Annotated in this window: 15 protein-coding genes and 1 pseudogene; 8 read left to right on the forward strand and 8 right to left on the reverse strand. The window is 58.8% G+C overall.

The genetic code is table 11. The features are described from left to right. Nucleotides 1-85: 85 nt before the first annotated feature. Nucleotides 86-484, forward strand: coding sequence for a hypothetical protein (locus AC07O1_RS19885; protein WP_495089850.1), 399 nt, complete (start codon nucleotides 86-88; stop codon nucleotides 482-484). 115 nt (nucleotides 485-599) lie between these two features. Here AC07O1_RS19885 and AC07O1_RS19890 read toward each other — a convergent pair whose 3' ends face one another. Continuing rightward, entirely contained in the window at nucleotides 600-1,499 is a 900-nt protein-coding gene (locus AC07O1_RS19890; protein WP_495023464.1) for a LysR family transcriptional regulator, read from the reverse strand. A gap of 132 nt (nucleotides 1,500-1,631) precedes the next feature. Here AC07O1_RS19890 and AC07O1_RS19895 point away from each other — a divergent pair, with 132 nt between their 5' ends. The 3 genes from AC07O1_RS19895 (at nucleotide 1,632) to AC07O1_RS19905 (ending at nucleotide 6,040) form a co-directional block, all read left to right on the forward strand. Further along, a complete protein-coding gene (locus AC07O1_RS19895) occupies nucleotides 1,632-3,275 on the forward strand; it encodes a GMC family oxidoreductase (RefSeq protein ID WP_495089851.1) in 1,644 nt (547 codons plus the stop codon). Nucleotides 3,276-3,461: 186 nt separating this feature from the next. Then, nucleotides 3,462-5,084: an MFS transporter gene (locus AC07O1_RS19900; protein WP_494995227.1), complete on the forward strand. Its 1,623-nt coding sequence runs from the start codon at nucleotides 3,462-3,464 to the stop codon at nucleotides 5,082-5,084. Between the two features lie 626 nt (nucleotides 5,085-5,710). Beyond that, on the forward strand, nucleotides 5,711-6,040 hold the full coding sequence (locus tag AC07O1_RS19905; protein WP_495023467.1) for a hypothetical protein: 330 nt from the start codon (nucleotides 5,711-5,713) through the stop codon (nucleotides 6,038-6,040). A gap of 58 nt (nucleotides 6,041-6,098) precedes the next feature. Here the strand turns inward: AC07O1_RS19905 and AC07O1_RS19910 are convergent, their stop codons facing one another. The 5 genes from AC07O1_RS19910 to AC07O1_RS19930 all read right to left on the reverse strand — a co-directional run bounded on the left by AC07O1_RS19910 (nucleotide 6,099) and on the right by AC07O1_RS19930 (nucleotide 13,029). After that, a complete protein-coding gene (locus AC07O1_RS19910; RefSeq protein WP_495089852.1) occupies nucleotides 6,099-7,010 on the reverse strand; it encodes a pyridoxal-phosphate dependent enzyme in 912 nt (303 codons plus the stop codon). 106 nt (nucleotides 7,011-7,116) lie between these two features. After that, nucleotides 7,117-8,163: an HlyD family secretion protein gene (locus AC07O1_RS19915; RefSeq protein ID WP_495089853.1), complete on the reverse strand. Its 1,047-nt coding sequence runs from the start codon at nucleotides 8,161-8,163 to the stop codon at nucleotides 7,117-7,119. A gap of 7 nt (nucleotides 8,164-8,170) precedes the next feature. Next, nucleotides 8,171-10,297: a TolC family protein gene (locus AC07O1_RS19920; RefSeq protein ID WP_495089854.1), complete on the reverse strand. Its 2,127-nt coding sequence runs from the start codon at nucleotides 10,295-10,297 to the stop codon at nucleotides 8,171-8,173. A 1-nt stretch (nucleotide 10,298) separates the two neighbouring features. Next, nucleotides 10,299-11,627, reverse strand: a complete 1,329-nt coding sequence (locus AC07O1_RS19925; protein WP_494995222.1) for a glycosyltransferase family 2 protein — start codon at nucleotides 11,625-11,627, stop codon at nucleotides 10,299-10,301. Between the two features lie 7 nt (nucleotides 11,628-11,634). Continuing rightward, on the reverse strand, nucleotides 11,635-13,029 hold the full coding sequence (locus AC07O1_RS19930; protein ID WP_495089855.1) for a TackOD1 domain-containing metal-binding protein: 1,395 nt from the start codon (nucleotides 13,027-13,029) through the stop codon (nucleotides 11,635-11,637). On the opposite strand from AC07O1_RS19930, the gene AC07O1_RS19935 reads away from it, so the two are divergent. Next, a complete protein-coding gene (locus tag AC07O1_RS19935; protein ID WP_495089932.1) occupies nucleotides 12,989-13,480 on the forward strand; it encodes a hypothetical protein in 492 nt (163 codons plus the stop codon). The genes AC07O1_RS19930 and AC07O1_RS19935 overlap by 41 nt on opposite strands. Further along, a complete protein-coding gene (locus AC07O1_RS19940) occupies nucleotides 13,461-15,410 on the forward strand; it encodes a DNA topoisomerase III (protein WP_495089856.1) in 1,950 nt (649 codons plus the stop codon). Before AC07O1_RS19935 ends, AC07O1_RS19940 begins: the two co-directional genes overlap by 20 nt. Nucleotides 15,411-15,424: 14 nt before the next feature. On the opposite strand, the gene AC07O1_RS19945 is transcribed toward AC07O1_RS19940, so the two are convergent. Continuing rightward, complete coding sequence (locus AC07O1_RS19945; RefSeq protein ID WP_495089857.1) at nucleotides 15,425-16,384, reverse strand: NUDIX domain-containing protein; 960 nt, start codon at nucleotides 16,382-16,384, stop codon at nucleotides 15,425-15,427. 85 nt (nucleotides 16,385-16,469) lie between these two features. On the opposite strand from AC07O1_RS19945, the gene AC07O1_RS19950 reads away from it, so the two are divergent. Both AC07O1_RS19950 and ppnN read left to right on the forward strand, forming a co-directional pair. Then, nucleotides 16,470-17,225, forward strand: coding sequence for a DeoR/GlpR family DNA-binding transcription regulator (locus AC07O1_RS19950; protein WP_495089858.1), 756 nt, complete (start codon nucleotides 16,470-16,472; stop codon nucleotides 17,223-17,225). A 313-nt stretch (nucleotides 17,226-17,538) separates the two neighbouring features. Continuing rightward, on the forward strand, nucleotides 17,539-18,912 hold the full coding sequence (gene ppnN / locus AC07O1_RS19955) for a nucleotide 5'-monophosphate nucleosidase PpnN (RefSeq protein ID WP_495013260.1): 1,374 nt from the start codon (nucleotides 17,539-17,541) through the stop codon (nucleotides 18,910-18,912). A 472-nt stretch (nucleotides 18,913-19,384) separates the two neighbouring features. On the opposite strand, the pseudogene AC07O1_RS19960 reads toward ppnN, so the two are convergent. Further along, nucleotides 19,385-19,776: pseudogene (locus AC07O1_RS19960) on the reverse strand (hypothetical protein); the annotation flags it as partial.

The raw sequence follows: 19,776 nt of genomic DNA on the forward strand, positions 1-19,776 counted from the left end.
AAGCCTTTTGCTTACTTTTCGGCGTCTGGAAAAGTGAGGCGCCGTAAGGGCGAAACCCTAAGTGGCCGTTACCGCAGGAATGGATATGTACACCAGCAAGAGCCAGGCCGGCTGTCAGGCCGCCTTCGCGAGCAATCGAGCGTCGACCGGCTGCTCCCACAATGGATTGGTGTACATCTGTGAGAGACAGGCCGGCTGTAAGGCCGCCATCGCGAGCAAGCTCGGCTCCTACAATGGATTGGTGTACATCTGCGAGAGACAGGTCGGCTGTCAGGTCGCCATCGCGAGCAATCGAGCGTCGACCGGCTGCTCCTACAATGGATTGGTGTACATCTGCGAGAGACGGGTCAGCTGTAAGGTCGCCTTCGCGAGCAATCGAGCGTCGACCGGCTGCTCCCACAATGGATTGGTGTACATCTGTGAGAGACAGGTCGACTGTCAGGTCGCCATCGCGAGCAAGCTCGGCTCCTACAAAAACGGCTGAAAGGTAGAGCGGCATACACCGCCCCACCACTCAACAGGCCGAGCGTTGCAACGGATATGTACACCTGCAACAGATTGGTCGGCTGTCAGGCCGCCATCGCAGGCAAGCCTTGCTCCTACGGTTGAGAGATAGGCCCCAGCAACAACCCCTGCTCCCGATCGCACAACTGCACCACGTAATCCCACAGCACCCGTAGCCGCACCGACTTGTGCAATTCGCGCCGGGTGCTGATCCAGTAGCTGCGCTGGATACTTTCGGCCGGCAGCAGCGGCACCAGCTCCGGGTCGTTGCTGGCCATGTAGCACGGCAACACGGCAATCCCCAGGCCCGCGCGTGCAGCCTGTTGCTGGGCGATCACGCTGGTGCTGTGGAAGACCACCTGCGGGCTGCGGCAGAAGCTGTTGAGGAACATCAGTTCCTGGCTGAACAACAGATCATCGACGTAGCCGATCCAGGCGTGCTGCGCCAGGTCTTCGCGGCTACGCAGCGGCGGCGAACGATCCAGGTAGGCGCGACTGGCATACAGTGCCAGGCGGTAGTCGGTCAGTTTGCGGGTGACCAGCATGTCCGCGGCCGGACGCTCCAGGTGGATGCTGATCTCCGCTTCGCGGTTGAGGATGCTGACGAAGCGTGGCACGGCCACCAGTTCCACTTCCAATCCCGGATAGCGTTCGAACAAACCATTCATGCGGCTGGCAAGGAACATGATGCCCAGGCCTTCGGTTACTCCCACGCGGATCTTGCCCAGCGGCGCACTGGACTGGGTGATTTCTTCCTGGGCCAGCAAGGCGACGTTTTCCATGGCTTCAGCGTGCTTGAGCAACGCTTCACCGGCCGGCGTCAGTTGGTAGCCCTGGGCATGCTGGACGAACAGCGCGGTGCCGAGGCTTTTCTCGATGGCCTCGATATGCCGGGCCACAGTGGCGTGGGTGGTTTTCAGCCGCCGCGCCGCCGTCAGCAAACGGCCGCTACGCTGTAACTCGAGAAAAAACCGCAGGTCATTCCAATCGAACATGAGTCTTCCTTGAATGTGCCAGAGAATGCAGCTGTCTGAAAACGCACAGCTACTGAGCAAAAACTAACATTCTTTCAACGAAAGCTAACAACTAGGATAACTGGCAAAGAACAACAACAGCAGAGGTCATGGATGCAGCCTGACGTTGATGAATACGACTACGTGGTAGTGGGCGCCGGGCCGGCCGGCTGTTTACTGGCCAATCGACTGTCCGCCAACCCGGAACACCGTGTGCTGCTGCTCGAAGCCGGCGGCCGCGACAACTACCCATGGATTCATATCCCCGTGGGTTATCTGTTCTGCATCGGCAACCCGCGCACCGACTGGTGCTACAAGACACAAGCGCAACCTGGCCTGCAAGGTCGCAGCCTGAGTTACCCACGCGGCAAGGTACTGGGCGGCTCTTCGTCGATCAACGGCATGATCTACATGCGCGGCCAGGCCAGTGACTACGACGGTTGGGCCGCCGACGGCAATCCGGGCTGGGCCTGGAAAGATGTACTGCCACTGTTCAAACAGAGCGAAAACCATTTTGCCGGCGACTCGGAATTCCACAGTGCTGCCGGGCAATGGCGGGTCGAGCGTCAGCGGCTGTCGTGGCCGATCCTCGATGCCTTCCGCGAGGCCGCCGAACAACGAGGCATTGCCAGCATCGATGACTTCAACCGCGGCGACAACGAAGGCTGCGGTTACTTCCAGGTCAACCAGAAGGCCGGGGTACGCTGGAACGCCGCCAAGGCCTTTCTCAAACCGATCCGCAACCGACCTAACCTGACCGTGCTGACGGATGTCGAAGTAGACCGCGTGCTCCTGAAAAACGCCCGCGCTTCGGCTGTCAGCGCCCACTGGCAGGGGCAGCAGAAAACCTGGAAAGCACGGCGGGAAATCGTCCTCTGCGCCGGCTCCATTGGCTCGCCGAGCATCCTGCAGCGTTCCGGGATTGGCCCGGGCAGCGTGTTGCAGCGCTTGGGTATTGGCGTCGCCCATGAACTGGCCGGCGTGGGCGGCAACCTGCAGGATCACTTACAGCTGCGGTTGATCTACAAGCTGCAAAACGCCCGTACCCTGAACCAGATCGCCGGCAGCGTGTGGGGCAAGATGGGCATGGGCCTGCGTTATCTGTATGACCGCAGCGGCCCGCTGTCCATGGCCCCGAGCCAACTCGGTGCTTTCGCCCGTTCGGGGCCGGAACAGACGTCGGCCAACCTTCAATACCATGTGCAGCCGCTTTCGCTGGAGCGTTTCGGCGAGCCGTTACATACCTTCCCGGCGTTCACCGCATCGGTCTGTGACCTGCGTCCGCAGAGCCGTGGCCGAGTAGAAATCCGCTCCGCCGATCCGCAGCAGGCGCCGCTCATTGAACCCAACTACCTGAGCCATCCTGAAGACCTGCGAGTGGCCGCCGACGCCATTCGCCTGAGCCGGCGTATCGTCGCGGCGCCGGCCTTGCAACCATTCAACCCCACCGAATACCTGCCCGGCGACGCCTTGCAGACTGACGAGCAACTGTACGAAGCGGCGGCGCGGATCGGCACGACGATTTTCCATCCGGTCGGCACCTGCCGCATGGGCAACGACCCAGACGCCGTGGTCGACGCACAGTTGCGGGTCCACGGCATTCCCGGGTTGCGCATCGCCGACGCCTCGATCATGCCGCGTATCACCTCGGGCAATACCTGTTCACCGACCCTGATGATCGCCGAGAAAGCCGCCCAGCTGATACTCGCGACATCGACAAGGAGTTTTTCACCGGTAAAAGAACTGCTCACGGAATAGCACCTGTAGGAGCCGAGCTTGCTCGCGATGGACGTTAACGATAACGCGTGTTTTCTAAATAAACGCGTCGCCCTTGAGACAATCGCGAGCAAGCTCGGCTCCTACAAGGACCGCGCAAACCGACATCGCGCCAAACATGGCGGCGACAGTGGAACAACAAAAACAATCACTGTGAGGGATAACGATATGTCAGAACATGCTCAGACCCTGGACGCGACGCTTAGCGCGAGCACCAGCAAGGACACCCAGAAAGTCATCTTCGCCTCGTCCCTGGGGACGGTGTTCGAGTGGTATGACTTTTTCCTCTATGGCGCCCTTGCGGCGGTAATCAGCAAGCAGTTTTTCGCCGGGGTCAACGACACCACCGCGTTTATCTTTGCCTTGATGGCGTTCGCCGCCGGATTTATCGTGCGGCCATTCGGCGCGCTGGTGTTCGGCCGTCTGGGCGACATGATCGGACGCAAATACACCTTCCTCGCAACCATCATCCTTATGGGCCTGGCGACCTTTTGCGTCGGCCTGCTGCCGACCTATTCGAGCATCGGCATTGCCGCGCCGATCATCCTGGTGATGCTGCGCATGCTTCAAGGCCTGGCCTTGGGCGGTGAATACGGTGGCGCCGCTACCTATGTCGCGGAGCACGCTCCGCTCGGTAAACGCGGTTTCCATACCAGCTGGATTCAATCCACCGCCACCCTCGGTTTGCTGCTGTCGCTGCTGGTGGTACTCGGCTGCCGTTACTTCACCGGCGATCAATTTGAAGTCTGGGGCTGGCGTCTGCCGTTCCTGTTGTCGATCGTGCTGCTGGGGATTTCCACCTGGATTCGCCTGAGCCTGCACGAGTCTCCGGCCTTCGTGAAAATGAAGGAGGAAGGCAAGGTCTGCAAGGCGCCGATCCGCGAGTCCTTCGGCAAATGGGAAAATCTCAAAGTGGTGCTGATCGCGCTGTTCAGCATCAACGCAGGGCAAGCGGTGACCTTCTATGCCGCGCAGTTTTATGTGCTGTTCTTCCTCACTCAGTTCCTGAAAATGGACCCGGCCCTGGCCAACGGTCTGCTGATCGTCAGCGTGGTGATTGGCGCACCGTTCTTCATCTTCTTTGGCTGGCTGTCGGACAAGGTCGGACGTAAACCGATCCTGATGCTTGGCCTGTTGCTGGCGACGCTGCTGTACTTTCCGATCTTCAAAACCCTGGCCCACTATGCCAATCCGGCAATCGACCAGGCCAGCCAACAGGCACCGATCACCGTGCTGGCCGACCCGGCCACCTGCACCTTCCAGTTCGATCCGGTGGGCAAGGCGCGTTTCGACAGCCCGTGCGACAAGGTCAAGACCTTCCTGGTCAAACAGGGCTTGCCATATAGCAGCGCAGCAGCGCCTGCCGGCAGCGAAGTGCAAGTGAGCATCGGTGAGGTGCGCATCGACGGTTACAACGAAGCAGCGCTGCGTGGCGCAGTGACGTTGGCTGGCTATCCGCAACAGGCGGACACCCAGCAGATCAACAAACCGATGATCGTCGCATTGATCGTCGCGCTGATCCTGATCTCTGCCATGTGCTACGGCCCGCTGGCGGCGCTGATGGTCGAGCTGTTCCCGACGCGCATCCGCTACACCTCCATGTCCCTGCCCTACCACATCGGCAACGGCTGGTTCGGTGGTTTCCTGCCAACCGTGTCCTTTGCGTTGGTGGTGTACACCGGCGATATCTTCTACGGGCTGTGGTACCCCGTAGTGATCACTGGCGTGAGTCTGATCGTGGGCATGATTTGTCTGCGCGAGACCAAAAACGTGAACATCGATAAGAACTGAGGGTTGAAGGTCCGCCCGCTCGCCATGTTGCTGGTGGTGGGCGGATCCTGTTGGCGCCGTGGCGCGAGGTGCCGGCTCTTGGCCCGGACAAAGTCCGGATTGATCCAGCTCCCGGATCCCTCTAGTGGGCGGCTTGGCGGGCGGATCTGCTCACAGGCGAGATTTATGTAGTGTTAAAAAATATTCACTACAAATCTATTGACGACTCCATTGCCCGCTTGCATTATCCATCTCGTCTCCCCGATCGGGAGAGTTGGCTTGAGTATTCTGAATACGCTCGACAGACCGCCGAGCTGTTCCCCTGATGTGTACTGCCCACAAGGCAGATTGATGAAGCGAACTGGCTGGACCGTCCGGTACAAGGACGAGAAGCGCTGGCGAAACGTCCTCATGATGCTTGTGGCTGAGCGCTTTTTTATCAGCATCGGCATCCTGGTTTGCACTGTTTCTCCTCGTTGAGCCCCAGCTGCGTAGTCGTTTTTCATCAATGCTACATACATCAAACTCAGGGCCCGTTCTGCACCTGACGGACGCCCGTGTCGTCCCGATTGTGCTTCAGGAAACGATTGGCTGATTCGGCTACATGTTTCAGCTAACCAACTAAACAGTGGTCAAGGGGCTTACACATGAATTTGAACAATCAACCAACTATCGATGAACTGGCTCGACTGTTCGCATCGCACAAGGACAGCCACGACAGCCACGTATTGTGGATATGCAAGTCAGGCGAAGTCCGTATCGATTGCCTCGCGCCCCACTCGCACGAAAGTGAATTCGAGCAGGCTCATCACAGCATGCGTGCCAGGCTCAGAATGTATCGCCGGGGCCAAGGGTATGTCGGAAAAAAAGCGGCAGCTGACAAAGACTTCATGGGCCGCGTCCTTCAAACCCTGAGCCATGAATGGAAGCAGATGCAAAATCAGTCCGGGATTTGTCGGGTAGACAAATACTGCTGAGTTCGGCTGCGGTGTCGCTGGTAACTTGAACCTCAGGCTTGCCAGCGACACCAATGCTTCAAGACTTTTCCCATCCAGCAACAATCTGTGCACTGATGCTGACGCCACCACAGACAACGATCACCACATCATGGGCATCGGCAATCGCCGGATGATCCAGATACGCGACGGCAAGAGAAACGCCGCAAGCGGGCTCCACCAACTGACGCATATCATCGGCATACCGAACGACGCCCATGATTGCCTCGGCATCCGACAACACCACACTCTCGTGCTGAAAATTCCGGATATGCTCAACCGGCCACAGCGCAACTTGCGAAGCACCCAGTGAACTGGCAACGGTCTTGATCTCGGGAAGCTTGACGGGATGTCCGGCCTTGAGGGCTGCCGCGAACGAAGCGGCGCCAAGGGTTTCACAGGCGATGATCCGGCAGTCCATCCTTGCATGACGCTCCAGCCCCGTGAGCACACCAGCCAGCAAGCCACCGCCCCCGACCGAGGTCACAATCGTGTCGACCTGAGGGCAATCCTCCAGAATTTCATCCACCATCGTGCTGTGCCCCTCCCACAACGTCGGATGGTCGAAAGCAGGTACGTACTCGGTATCCGCATCTTGCGCGAGTTCAAGCGCCCGCTGATTGGCTTCGTCCCACACCTTGCCGTGCACAATCACCTCTGCACCCGTTTTGGCAATGCGTGCGCGGGTGATTTCAGGGGTGGTTTGCGGCACGACGATGCGCGCCTTCAGACCCAGCGCGGTCGCCGCCACCGCCGTCGCCAATCCAGCATTGCCTCCGGAAGGACAGACGACTGTCTTCTTGCCCTGCCCGGCTGCGAACGTGCAGAGCATGCCCATGCCGCGCAACTTGAACGACCCGCTCGGCTGCAGGTTCTCCAGCTTGAGCCAGATACGCCGCTCTGGCGTCGATAGCCCGGGATGCAAGACCAACGGTGTTCTTATATGAAGCATCACAGCCCCCCTTATAAAAACCGGATAAACGGAAATTCAGGCGCCAGCAGCCAGGACAAGGATCTGAACGCCTGAATGGTTGAGCAATCATCCTGTTGGCGGTGGTTCATTTGTTGATCCCCAGTATTCGCAGCCAATCGGTGGGGAAGCGAACATTCAACGGCAGTTGATCGATTCTCCAGCGCGCCGGTAGTGGTTGATCAAATCTGGCCACGACCTGCAATCCCATTTCGCTTGCGGCAAACGGTCCACGCAGAACTGTTGGCGTGCGACCGGCGCTGTCGACAGCCTGCACAACGTGAGCAGCCAGCCATTCGCCATCCGGCATGCGCACTCGCAGTGATTGGCCTACGGCAGCGTAGTTGATGTTCATAGGCTCCAGATAAATCCACAACAACGGATCCTCCTGCTGCTCCAAACGCATCAGCAGAGTGCCCGGGCCGACGTTTTCGCCCGGCGTAACAAGCACCTCGGCTATTCGACCGCCCTGCGACGCCGTCACTGACAACGCTGCCAAACGCGTCTTCAGCCATTGCTGCTCAGCGTTTTGCTGGATGATCTCTCGATCGACTCCTTGAGGTGACTGACGAGCTATCTGCTCACGACGCTCGAAAGCCAGCAAATCCGATCGAAACCCATCAAGTTCGCTTTGCGCGGCCAGCACTTCCCCTCGGGTGGCAGCACCTTGTTGCACGAGACTTTCCAGCTGCCGGACTCGTTGTTCTGCACGACCTGCCCTGGCGCTGAGCAATTCACGCTCTCTTACACCCAAATCGGAATCGCTGAGGCGCGGGATCTCAGCGGGCATCGCTGCAAGTTGCAATAAACGGGCGCGCCATTCCGGGTTATCGAGGGTGACCAATAGTTGGTCAGCACGCACCTGCTCGCCAGTCGTGACGAAGAGTTGCTCGACCCGACCGGCATCTCGTGCACGCACTTCCTGAATAGGCAGGCGTAACTGTGCCGGCGCATCAATCAGCAGCACGCCGTACAGCAACTTTGCGACAAGCCAGAGTAACGGGCTGGCGACCAGGAACAGGATCAGGTACCAGCGCAGGCGAAATGCCATTCGTTTGCCCGGGGCGTAGAGCACATTCAGACCCTGCTCCTGTGTGGGATTGTGCTCTTTGTGACTGTCGAAACGAATCTTCATGAGCGGCTCACCGTTTTGGGAAGTCTCGCCAGGCTTGCCAATCAATGCCGGCAATACCCTGAGGTTGCAATTGCTCGCGCCACACAGCGACCTGGCGTTGCAATTGTTCAGCGGGTACTCCCGCCCAGCTTTCGGTGGAAGGCAACTGCGGCTCTGCGCTCTGGGCCAGGCGAAATTGCAGATCGGGCCAACGCTTTGCGATCTGCCCGGCCAGTTGCGCACTGCGCTGCGGGTTACGGGTGTAAATCATCAGACTGACCTGACGCACGCCGATTGCCGGAAGTGCACAAGGCACGCAAGGATGTCCGGCCGTGGCCGCAACGAACCAGCGATGGTGACTCGATATTTCCACCGGCCAGCGGCTTACCGCTGACACCGCCCGCAACGTGTCGAGCCAGTCTTGCAAACGTTGATCGGGTACCGGCCAACCGAGTTGTTCAACTTCAAGATCCAGATGAAGACTGGAAAACGACAATCCCTGAAGTTTGATGAGCAAATCGGTCAGTTGCCCGCGCTGCTGCGGTTCGATCCAGCCGGGGTCGCCGAGCAACAGGCTCACTTGCAGACCGCTGCGCGCGGCGTCTTGAAGCAATTGCTCAAGCGCCTGGCGGGTCGCGGGCAGGTTGCTCACCTGGACGGCGTTGAGTCCGAGGTAGATTTTCTCCATACCGGCCTTTCGCAATGCTTGCAGTTCCGCCGGACGACGCCTGGGGTCCAACAAGGCTTCGCTGTTCCAGACATAACTGGCCTGGAGCCATTTTGCCGGCTCGAGCGGTACATTGTTGCGCGGTGCCGCTGGAGTTGAGGCGGAAATTATCGAAGAGGCTTGCGGCTTGATCAAAGGTGACCATTCCTGACGCTCGCCACCCAGCAGTGCAGCAAATTGCGGAGCGTCTTCAGTGAACAGATTCAAGTCGGCCTGGCGCAACCAGGCGGCATGCCACGCCGCGATCAAGTCAAAACCCGATTGAAAGTAAGCCCGCTCGGTGGCCAGCTGGGCTAACAGGTTGCTGTCCCCGCCAAGGTTGCCTCGAGCCTTTTCCTCATCGCGTGCCAACGCGGCATGACGCCATTGTTGGCTACGCTGTTTGATCGTCGCTTGCGCAGTGTTTTGCGCGCGCAATGCCCTGCTCAGCTCCAGCCCCAAAGAATGTTGTTCGGCTGCTACACGGTCGGCTGCCGCTTCGTAGTGTGCTTCGGCGACTTGCTGTCGAGCACGAGTATTGCCGACCAGGTCGAAAGGCACAGAGAACACGAGGCTGGCCACCAGGCCGCTACCCGCTTTATCTGTACCGCTGCGGTATTCCCGGGTGCCGGTCAGGATGACGTCGGAGTCAATGGCTGAATACCAGGGATTATCGCGCTCTCTGTCGGCCTGATCGCGCAGGTTTTGCTTTTCTGTCACCCGTGGATGCTGATTCAACAGAGTCTGCCATTGAACCAGTGGTTGCGGTTGTTGCGCCAGAGGCTCGGCAACCGCCTGAGCCCCTATGGGTAACTCACTCATATTGATGCTGGCCAGATCTTCGCGGACGTCGGCTTCTATTTGGGTGAGCGCCTCGCAACGCGTTGAAAGCCCCTTCCACTCATCCAGCTGCAACTGAGCTTCGGAAGTGCGCAACCAGGCTTTTTGCAAACGCAGGCGAATCACCTGATCGGCCTTGCGGGCAACAGGCAGGAGCGCACCGCAAAAAGAGACTTCCTGTTGCGCGCGCCACCAATCAGCGTACGCGCTGCGTAGTGCCAGGCGCTGGCTTGCCCTCTGTAAAGCCAGGCGCAACTGCTGTCGTTGGCGCTCGTACTGATTGGTTTGCAGAAGATCCAGTTGGCGCTTGAGGCTGCCCAACAGAGGATGACGTATACCAAGATCAAAATTGTGACCGTAATAATCATTGCGAATGTCTTGGGTGACCAACTCTCGGAAGCGCCCGGCACCGGCGCCAGCGAACACTTGCCATCCAGCCCGGTCTTCATGAAGCTTCGCTTCTGCCTCGAGGGCTCGAAGGTCGGCCTGACCTGCACGAAACAGAGGATCGGAGGATTGCTTGTCGAACAACTCTTGAAGTGTCAGCGGTTGAGCCAGCAATGTAGTGGATGACAGCGATAGAGTTAGAGCCAGAAGCACCGATCGCATGTCAAAACCTCGTGGCCTTTTTCAGGACCCACCATGGCGCCATGCTGCTTTCCTCATGGCCACGACGGAAAACCTCGTTGAGCATGGCGACAGCACTCCAGCAACGCATGATCAACATGAACAGCGGGAAAATCGGTACCAGAAAAACCAGGCGCAGGTCCTGTCGTGGTCGATCGGAAACCATCAGCAACATAGCCCCGAACATCATCACAGTGATCATCAGATAAAGCAGATAGATCATCAAAAACAGTATCAACAAGGTCGACCCTGGCAGGATGAATAACGCCAGCAAGGTGTAGCCAAAAATGATGAAGGGCAGCACCAACTGAAAAAAGAATCCGCTGACGAGGATCATCAAGAAGTTCGACCAGCCCAGCAGGCTCGGGTTGATGCTGTGGCTATGCTTGCGTACGTAGAGGAAAAACAGGTCACCGTCCCAGCGCAACCGCTGCATGAGAAACTGCTTGAAGGTCACCGGAGCATCGGTATGGCCGATGGCTTGCGGTTCGAATGGAATCCGTAAATTGTGGCGCCCGAAATAACTTTTTATGCGCAGAGTCAAATCAAGGTCTTCTGCCGTGTGGGTATTCCAGCCACCAATTTTCACCAGAAAACTACGGCGGAACGCGCCAAAGGCGCCGGAAACGTTATTCACCAGATTCCACTCGGCCAGTCCGATCTTCGACATATGGATCGATAGCAGGTACTCCAGCGCCTGTATCGCAGTGGTCACGGAACTCCAGACATTACGGACCCGCAAGCTACCGGCCACTGCCGGTACCGTCGGATCCACAAAATGACGCACGATGGCGCTGACCATGTTGTTGTCAAAAGACGTGTCACCATCCAGGGCCATCACGATCTCACCGCTGGCATGCGCCAGACCGGCATTCAACGACGACACTCGGCCACCACGTTGCCATTTGGCAATCGGACGCAGATGTCGGCGTGGATACAAACCCGGATCGACCAGAAAGCCTCGAACGGCATTCAGCGTCGTCTGATTCAGCGTAGCGCCGTCTACCACCGGAATCATCTCGATGTGTCCGGGGTAGATCTGTTCGCACAGGCTTAGCAACGTCTTTTGCACATCCATTCCTTCGCTGTAGCAGGTGATGATGCAAGACACTTTGGGTCGATAAAGACTGATTTGCGGGATGCTGGTTCGCCTGCGCACGAACCAGCGCAAGACGCCCAGCAACACCATGACATTGAGCGGCAGCTCAAAAAGCAGGAATAACGGAAAGAGCATGTAGAACAATCGACTCAAGCCATCCTGGCTCGCCAGCGAGTTGAGCACGTTATAGAGTTGTTCGAGCAATGGGCTCATGACAGCCTCAAGTCAGTTCGCTGGCTAAACGGGCCAGCAACAATTCGCCGTCCTCCTGGTCAAGCAAATCCTGCGGCGCGGTGAAGCTGACGACACGAAGAGAGATGTCACTGACCTCAGGTGCCGAGAACAGTTCGGCGACCTGCCCCAGACGCCGTACAACGCTGAGCAGCCCCTCGGGACCTGTATGCGGGAGCATGAGCCAAAGGAACTCCTCTGTGCTTCGTGAACAACGGTCCGTTTCCCTGACCGTTTCCTGCAAGCGATCGACCAGACTGTCGACGAAGGCATGCCCGCGGTGCTCGCCAAGGCGAAGCATGGTCTCGGTCAAGTTGACGAAGCGCAGACCAATCAGTGAAAAAGGTGGCAGTTGATAGCGGCGTACGATCTGGATCTGCCAAGTGAGCAGGTCGAAAAAATCCTTGCCTCCCAGCAAGTTGAGTCGGCCGAAGTGATCGACCCCGCCCGGCTCGGTGTTAAAACCCTGGCGGCAGCGCAAACGTCCTGATTCAGCCAGTCGGAAGTCTCTGATTTCGCGCACCCGCAGCTTGTCAGTCGCATGCGCCAGGCCACAGTCCAGGCATCGAGCCTGAATATCGGCGTCGACGAAAAATGCCTGACACGACCGGCAGCGGTAGTTCTCCAGTGGTCGGTCATAGTCGCTGCCGATATGCCGCAACCGATTCAGGCAGTTGGGGCAAAGCAACATTCCATCTTTAAGAAAACTCTCCTGGGCGCCAACATGACCACAGGTAAAGCAGTGCAGCGAAGGCTGGCGTGAAATGTCCAGGGCCTGGCATTCCGGGCACACATCAACGTAGTTCAAACGGCCCGAACCGCAGTCTGAACACAGTCGGATTCGATCGACCAGCACGCCCTCTTCCAACCAGCCCTGCTGGGCCATCAATTTGAGCCAGACAAAGGTATTGACCTGCTCATCCTCGGCCAAAACCTCCAGCAATGGATAGCGGTAATGCTGGGGGACCTCTGGATCGCGCAGGGCATGCACTTCTACGCTGGATCGTAACCACAACCATGAAAGCACCCTGCTCTCAAATCTGTCAGGCGGGGCTCCACGATTAAATAGGCTGAACCGTGCTTTCCACAATCGCCAGAGTGGCGTTATCTCCTTGAGCTCAACAGGAGGTGCGCCATCGCCCAGCGCTTCACACCAACCGTCCAGATCGCGACAACAGTAAATCAGCTTGAACCGGTAAGAAGGTTCCGCGCGCAGCTTGCGAAGCATTTGCCCGGCAGGTGTACCTGGCAAGTCAAGCAACAACACATCAAACGCGGGAACAGCCAGAAGGCTGCTCAGATCGGTAAAGCGATCCAGTTCCGGATGGCCAACGTTCGCAACAATGTTGCCCAGCACAGCAATCCGCGGATTTGAAGTCGGCATGGCGTATTTCTCTGAGAGTCAGACAGATAGCTGGGGCCAGCAGAACTTCAGAACAGAGCAGATCGTCAAAAATCCGGCTGATTTTTTAAAGCTATTAATCGACACTGTCCTGGACAACAAATTGACGAACACCGCGTATACGACCTTTGTCAGCATTGCGTATACGTCCGTAATGCTTGCCGCTGACACCTCTATCCCTAACAGTTTTTTTGAGTATGGTCGCTACTTGGCCCGTTGCCCACTTCATTGGCGCCCGATCCACCGCCATTACCGGCGCCCCTGCCCCCTTTTGACCACAAATGCGCCTTTCACCGCTGACGAAGCAATCAACGGCAACCTTTATCTGTATATCCATACAGATAAAGGTTGCCCAAATGCGCGGTACTGCGCATTCTGTGCACCTTCCAGACCCGTAAGAAATGATGGTGGTTATGCGGTTGTTCCTGTGTGAAAAGCCATCCCAGGCCAAAGATATCGCCGCGGTGCTCGGTGCCAACCGCCGTGGCGACGGCTGCTGGCTGGGGCCGAATGTCACAGTGACCTGGTGCATCGGCCACCTGCTGGAAACCGCACCGCCGGATGCCTACGACCCCCGCTACAAGCGCTGGGTGCTGGCCGATCTGCCAATCGTCCCCGAGAAGTGGAAGATGCTGGTAAAGCCGAAGACTGCCAGCCAGTTCAAAGCGGTCAAACGCTTGCTCGGTGAGGCCCATGAGTTGGTCATCGCCACCGATGCCGACCGTGAGGGCGAGATGATTGCCCGCGAGCTGGTCGAGCACTGTCGCTATCGTGGACCGATTCAACGGCTGTGGCTGTCGGCCCTGGACGACGCGTCGATCCGCAAGGCATTGGCAGTGCTCAAGCCCGGAGCCGAGACCTTCAGCCTCTACCATTCGGCGCTGGGACGCTCGCGTGCCGACTGGTTGATCGGTATGAACATGAGCCGGCTGTTCACCCTGCTTGGTCGCCAGTCCGGCTATCAGGGTGTCCTTCCTGTGGGCCGCGTACAAACGCCGACGCTGCGGCTGGTGGTCGATCGCGACCGCAGCATTGCCGACTTCGTACCGGTCCCGTATTGGGCCATCGAGGTGCAGCTGTTGCAGGACGACACCTCTTTCACCGCCCATTGGCGCGCAGCGCAAGACGTTTGCGACGAGCACGATCGTTGCTTGAACCAGGCGCTGGCCCAGGAAGCTGCAATAGCCATGCGCAATGCCAACAGCGCCCGGGTGATCAAGCTGCGTACCGAGCGCGTGCGCGAAGCAGCACCACTGCCCTTCGACCTGGGCACGCTGCAAGAAGTGTGTTCAAAGAAGCTGGGGCTGGGTGCTCAAGAGACCCTGGATATCGCTCAGGCGCTGTACGAAACCCATAAAGTCATCACCTACCCACGCAGCGATTGCGGTTACCTGCCGCTTAGTCAGCACAGCGAAGCACCGACCATTCTGGCGGCCCTGGGGCGGGCCGATCCAGGGCTGGGCGAGCTGTTCAAGTACATCGAACCGCAGCGCCGCTCGCGCGCCTGGAACGACGCGAAGGTCAGTGCCCACCACGGTATTATTCCGACTGGCGCAGCCAAGGACCTCGACCGCCTGGTGGGCAAACAACGCGCCGTCTACACCTTGATTCGAGCGCGTTATCTGGCGCAGTTTCTGCCCAATCACGAATACGATAGAACCCAGGCCGATTTCGACTGCGCCGGGCAGGCCTTGCGTGCCGTGGGCAAGCTGATTGTCGAACCTGGCTGGAAGCGTGCACTTCCCGAAGCCCTCGCACCCGCCAAAGGCCGCGAAGCGCCGGCCCCGCAAACACTGCCGGCGCTGGCCGAAGGCCGCGATTGCGCAGTTGCCAACGTGACGTTGAAAGACCTCTGGACCCAACCGCCCAAGCCCTTTACCGAGGGTGATCTGATCAAGGCGATGAAAAACGTCGCCAAACTGGTGGAGGATCCCCTGCTCAAGCAGAAACTCAAGGACACCACCGGAATCGGCACCGAGGCAACGCGCGCCGGAATCATCCAGGGATTACTGGATCGCGGCTATCTGATCAAACACGGCAAGGCATTGGCTGCCACCCCGGCGGCTTTTAGCCTGATCGATGCGGTTCCCCGAGCCATCGCCGATCCCGGCACCACGGCCATTTGGGAACAAGCGCTGGATATGGTGCAGAGCGGCGAAATGAGCCTTGAAGAGTTCGTTGCCAAGCAGGCCGCCTGGATGAGTAAACAGGTGGGCCGTTGCGTCGGCCTGCGCCTGACCATCAGCGGACCGGCGAGCCCGGCCGGTCGTGGCGGCGCTCCCTGGAAAAACAAGCGCAAGCCCACCAAACGCAAAGCCTCGACCCCGGTCAAGCGCGCCGCAAAACCAGGCCGCGGTCCTTAAGGGCTTGTTTGAAATCAATCCTGGCAAATGGCGGGTGCGAAAGCCGGAACCTCAGCGAGTGAGCGGTAGATTTGCAGGCCAAGCCGCTCTCCAATGGAGACCATTGCGTCGGCGCCATCGGATGGGCCACCGATTCGCAAAACTGCGTCGCAGCGCTCAAGAAGGCGTTGCGCGTGTGCATGAAACAGCGCGTCGTAGACCGCGTCACCGACTTTTGTCGAACCTGACAGGCGCACCATAGGTAGCGCGACCCATTCACCGAGTACCGGGAAATGGCCCGCCTCAAGCAAAGCAGAGGCGCAGCTTTCCATGGCTGCCACGTTCCGGCCGAGCAGCGCCGGGTCGTCTGCGGTACCCGAACGGTAAGGACCGGCCACCAGGATCATGAGGCTGCGCGGCGTCATCAGCCGCAGCTCCAGATACTGCAACAGCATAATGGTCTTGCCATCGACAATCTCGCCGCTGCCGACCATCGCGATGGCCTGTTCGAAGCCGAGCTCCATCACCTCGATGTCTTCACCCTCTTCGATCAGGCCACCTCCCTCGCTGATGCGATCACCTGGCTCATATTCCCCGATAAAGAAATGGATGCACTCGGTGACCGAGCCTGGACTCATGAACGCCTCATAAATCTTCTCGACCGACTCGACGCGGTAGCCGGTTTCCTCCTCGGCTTCTTTACGAACACGCTGCTCGGGACTGGCATTGTCCAGCAGGCCGGCTGCGGACTCGATGAGAAAACCGCTATGGCCATTGACGAACGCGGGCATGCGGAACTGGCGTGTGAGCAACACCGTGCGACGCGCACGATTGTAGAGAAGGATGGTGGCCCCGTTGCCGCGGTCGTAGACCTCGCGCGTCTGCGCCTGCCATGTACCATCGCGTCGACGCAGGTCAAAGCTGAATTTCTTTAGCAGATACCAATTATCAGACAGGGTTTCCTGCGCGGTGATGCGTACGGGTCCGGGTTCCATTGCATATCCTTTTTCAGGCTTGTGTTATTGAGCTTCTCGTGCAAAATCGCGCACAGTCAAGAAAATTCGTGCAAAAGAGTCCTCCATGCTGACCAGCAAACGCAAGCAATATCTGATGGACTTACTGCGCCGCGATGGCCAGCTCGTCGCCAAGGCTCTTTGCAAGGAGTTGGCGGTTTCCGAGGACACCATCCGGCGCGACCTGCGCGAGATGGCCAGGGACGGCCTCCTGCTCCGGGTGCATGGCGGAGCTCTGCCGGCATCGCCGGCGATGGGCGATGTTGCGGCGCGCGAGCAGATTGCACCGATGGAAAAAATGGCGATCGGGCGCGCCGCCGCTCAGTTGGTGCAAACAGGCCAGGTGGTCTTCATCGATGGCGGCACCACGTCCACACAGCTGGTGCGCCATCTTGCGCCCTCCTTGAAGGCGACGGTCATCACACACAGCCCGTCGATCGCCATAGAACTGGCCGCCCATCCCGGCATTGAAGTCATCATGCTGGGCGGGCGTCTGTTCAGGCATTCGCTGGTTGGTGTGGGCACGGCCACCCTTGAGGCGATAAGCAGGGTGCGCGCGGATCTGTATTTCATGGGTGTGTGTAGCGTGCACCCGAGCGCAGGTCTGTCGACCGGTGACTTCGAGGAAGCCGGCGTAAAACGAGCACTGTGCCACGCTGCGGCCGAGACAATAGTCCTGGCCTCTTCGGAAAAACTGGCAACCGCTTCTCCCTACAAAATTGTCGAGTTGGCAGAAATCAGCGCAATCGTAGCGCTGGGCTCCACCCCTCGCGCCTTGCTCTCGCCATACAAAAAACTGGGCATCACGCTCTACACTGCATGAACGATGCCGGCGATTAATAGCGCCTCACGAACAAAATGGTCGGCATGCCCGACTTGCCGAGGAGGCCGATGTGTACCGCTGTCGCGCCAATCCATAAAACGCCGGAATAAGATGAGGGCACTGTTCATTGATCTTCAGCTGCCGCATCCTGCGTCCTGGTTGAAACGTTCGCCCCGGGGGATCTCACTGCAGTGTTGCTTTCCCTCCCGGGCGCCTGAAAAAATACCCGCTGCGCGTGACTGCGTTCGGTGCTCACCATTTTGATGCAACCGAGCCGCTCTGGCTCGTTGGTATCGCTCACAGGGAACCTAGAATGGGCCAAAGACAAGTAATTAACGCATCGATAAGCCCCAAGGGCAGCCTGGAAACGCTGTCCCAACGTGAAGTGCAGCAACTCAGCGAAGCCGGTTCAGGCAGCCTCTACACGCTGTTCCGCCAGTGCGCCTTGGCCATCCTCAACACTGGCGCCCAAATTGACAACGCCAAGACCATTCTTGAGGCCTACCAGGACTTCGAGGTTCGCATCCACCAGCAGGATCGTGGCGTTCGCCTGGAACTGCTCAATGCGCCAGCAGACGCCTTCGTCGACGGCGAGATGATCGCCAGCACCCGCGAGATGCTGTTCAGCGCCCTGCGCGACATCGTCTATACCCAGAACGAGCTGGACAGTCCACACATCGACCTGAGCAGCTCCCAGGGGATCACCGATTACGTCTTCCACCTGCTGCGCAACGCGCGCACCCTGCGCCCCGGGGTGGAACCGAAAATAGTGGTGTGTTGGGGCGGCCATTCGATCAACACCGAGGAGTACAAGTACACCAAGAAGGTCGGGCACGAACTCGGCTTGCGCCGCCTGGATGTCTGCACCGGTTGCGGGCCTGGCGTGATGAAAGGGCCGATGAAGGGCGCCACTATCGCCCACGCCAAGCAGCGGATGATCGGCGGCCGTTACCTGGGCCTGACGGAACCTGGAATCATCGCTGCCGAAGCGCCTAACCCGATCGTCAACGAACTGGTGATCCTCCCGGACATAGAGAAGCGCCTTGAGGCCTTTGTACGCGTCGGCCACGGCATCATCATTTTCCCCGGTGGCGCTGGCACGGCCGAGGAGTTCCTCTACCTGCTCGGCATCCTGATGCACCCGGACAACCAGGATCTGCCGTTCCCCGTCATCCTGACCGGGCCAAAGAGTGCGGCGCCCTACCTGCAGCAGTTGCACGCTTTCGTCGGCGCTACACTGGGGGAAGCCGCACAGCGCCACTACCAGGTCATCATCGACGATCCCGCTGAAGTGGCAAGACAAATGACCGAAGGGCTCAAGGCGGTCAAGCTGTTCCGCCGAGAGCGCAATGACGCCTTCCATTTCAACTGGCTGCTAAAGATCGAGGAAGGCTTTCAGCGCCCGTTCGATCCCACCCACGCCAACATGGCCAGCCTGCAGCTCAACTGCGACCTGCCTCCTCACGAGCTGGCGGTTAATCTGCGGCGTGCCTTTTCCGGTATCGTTGCCGGCAACGTGAAAGACAAGGGCATCCGCCTGATCGAAAAGCATGGCCCCTACGAGATCCATGGGGATGCGGCCGTCACGCAGCCTCTGCACCACTTGCTCAAAGCATTCGTCGAGCAGCACCGCATGAAGTTGCCAGGCGGCGCGGCCTATGTCCCCTGCTATCGGGTAGTCACCTGATAACAAGGTCGTAACCTGTTCCATCGCGCTGCCCCAGGCGTTGAGAACAGGTCGCTTTGCTATGGCCGCATTGTGCCAATGCCGCAATCAGGGGCTTATCCGTTTCTGCGGTAACGGCCAATTGGCGGTGTTGCACGGTCCCTGTAGGAGCGAGGCTTGCCCGCGATGGCGGCGGTGCGTTCACTGTTGATTTTGACCGGGTACATATCCGTTCCTGCGGTAACGGCTGCTGGCGGTTTCGCTCTTACAGCGGTCTTGCACCGGCCCTGTAGGAGCGAGGCTTGCCCGCGATGGCGGCGGCAGATTCACCATTGATTTTGACCGGGTACATATCCGTTCCTGCGGTAACGGCTGCTGGCGGTTTCGCTCTTACAGCGCCTCACTTTTCCAGACGCCGAAAAGTAAGCAAAAGGCTTCGCCCCAAGCGTACGGCACCTCGCCTAGGCTCGGCGTTCCCTCGCTCCGGCATTCATCAGGGGGGCATCGCCTCCGGTCGGCTTCGCTTCGACCTCCTCTCGATGTGTTCGACTGCGTCGAACGGCGCTTCGCGCCTCCCCCTGATGAACGCCTCCACTCGGCCTCCCGAAGGGGCGGGCAGATCAAAAGCACGCCGAGGCGGCCTACCGGCCGGCCTGTTTGTTTGCTCGGGGGTACGCTGATCTAGTGCGGGAAGGGGCCAGGCGACGTTCGCTTGCTCGCGAAGGCGGCCTGACAGCCGACCAGTTTCTTGTGGATGTACACGATGTAGATGGGCTCTGCAGAATGCTTTGGCTTTGGCTTTGATCTTGATCTTGATCTTGATCTTGATCTTGATCTTGATCTTGATCTTGATCTTGATCTTGATCTTGATCTTGATCTTGATCT

The organism is Pseudomonas sp. GW821-FHT07G10, from assembly GCF_059418545.1.

Bases quoted from the DNA above. Each gene is read 5' to 3' on its own strand.
- AC07O1_RS19885 (WP_495089850.1), top strand. From the start codon at position 86: ATGTACACCAGCAAGAGCCAGGCCGGCTGTCAGGCCGCCTTCGCGAGC.
- AC07O1_RS19890 (WP_495023464.1), bottom strand. From the start codon at position 1,499: ATGTTCGATTGGAATGACCTGCGGTTTTTTCTCGAGTTACAGCGTAGC.
- AC07O1_RS19895 (WP_495089851.1), top strand. From the start codon at position 1,632: ATGCAGCCTGACGTTGATGAATACGACTACGTGGTAGTGGGCGCCGGG.
- AC07O1_RS19900 (WP_494995227.1), top strand. From the start codon at position 3,462: ATGTCAGAACATGCTCAGACCCTGGACGCGACGCTTAGCGCGAGCACC.
- AC07O1_RS19905 (WP_495023467.1), top strand. From the start codon at position 5,711: ATGAATTTGAACAATCAACCAACTATCGATGAACTGGCTCGACTGTTC.
- AC07O1_RS19910 (WP_495089852.1), bottom strand. From the start codon at position 7,010: ATGCTTCATATAAGAACACCGTTGGTCTTGCATCCCGGGCTATCGACG.
- AC07O1_RS19915 (WP_495089853.1), bottom strand. From the start codon at position 8,163: ATGAAGATTCGTTTCGACAGTCACAAAGAGCACAATCCCACACAGGAG.
- AC07O1_RS19920 (WP_495089854.1), bottom strand. From the start codon at position 10,297: ATGCGATCGGTGCTTCTGGCTCTAACTCTATCGCTGTCATCCACTACA.
- AC07O1_RS19925 (WP_494995222.1), bottom strand. From the start codon at position 11,627: ATGAGCCCATTGCTCGAACAACTCTATAACGTGCTCAACTCGCTGGCG.
- AC07O1_RS19935 (WP_495089932.1), top strand. From the start codon at position 12,989: ATGTTGCCCAGCACAGCAATCCGCGGATTTGAAGTCGGCATGGCGTAT.
- AC07O1_RS19930 (WP_495089855.1), bottom strand. From the start codon at position 13,029: ATGCCGACTTCAAATCCGCGGATTGCTGTGCTGGGCAACATTGTTGCG.
- AC07O1_RS19940 (WP_495089856.1), top strand. From the start codon at position 13,461: ATGCGGTTGTTCCTGTGTGAAAAGCCATCCCAGGCCAAAGATATCGCC.
- AC07O1_RS19945 (WP_495089857.1), bottom strand. From the start codon at position 16,384: ATGGAACCCGGACCCGTACGCATCACCGCGCAGGAAACCCTGTCTGAT.
- AC07O1_RS19950 (WP_495089858.1), top strand. From the start codon at position 16,470: ATGCTGACCAGCAAACGCAAGCAATATCTGATGGACTTACTGCGCCGC.
- ppnN (WP_495013260.1), top strand. From the start codon at position 17,539: ATGGGCCAAAGACAAGTAATTAACGCATCGATAAGCCCCAAGGGCAGC.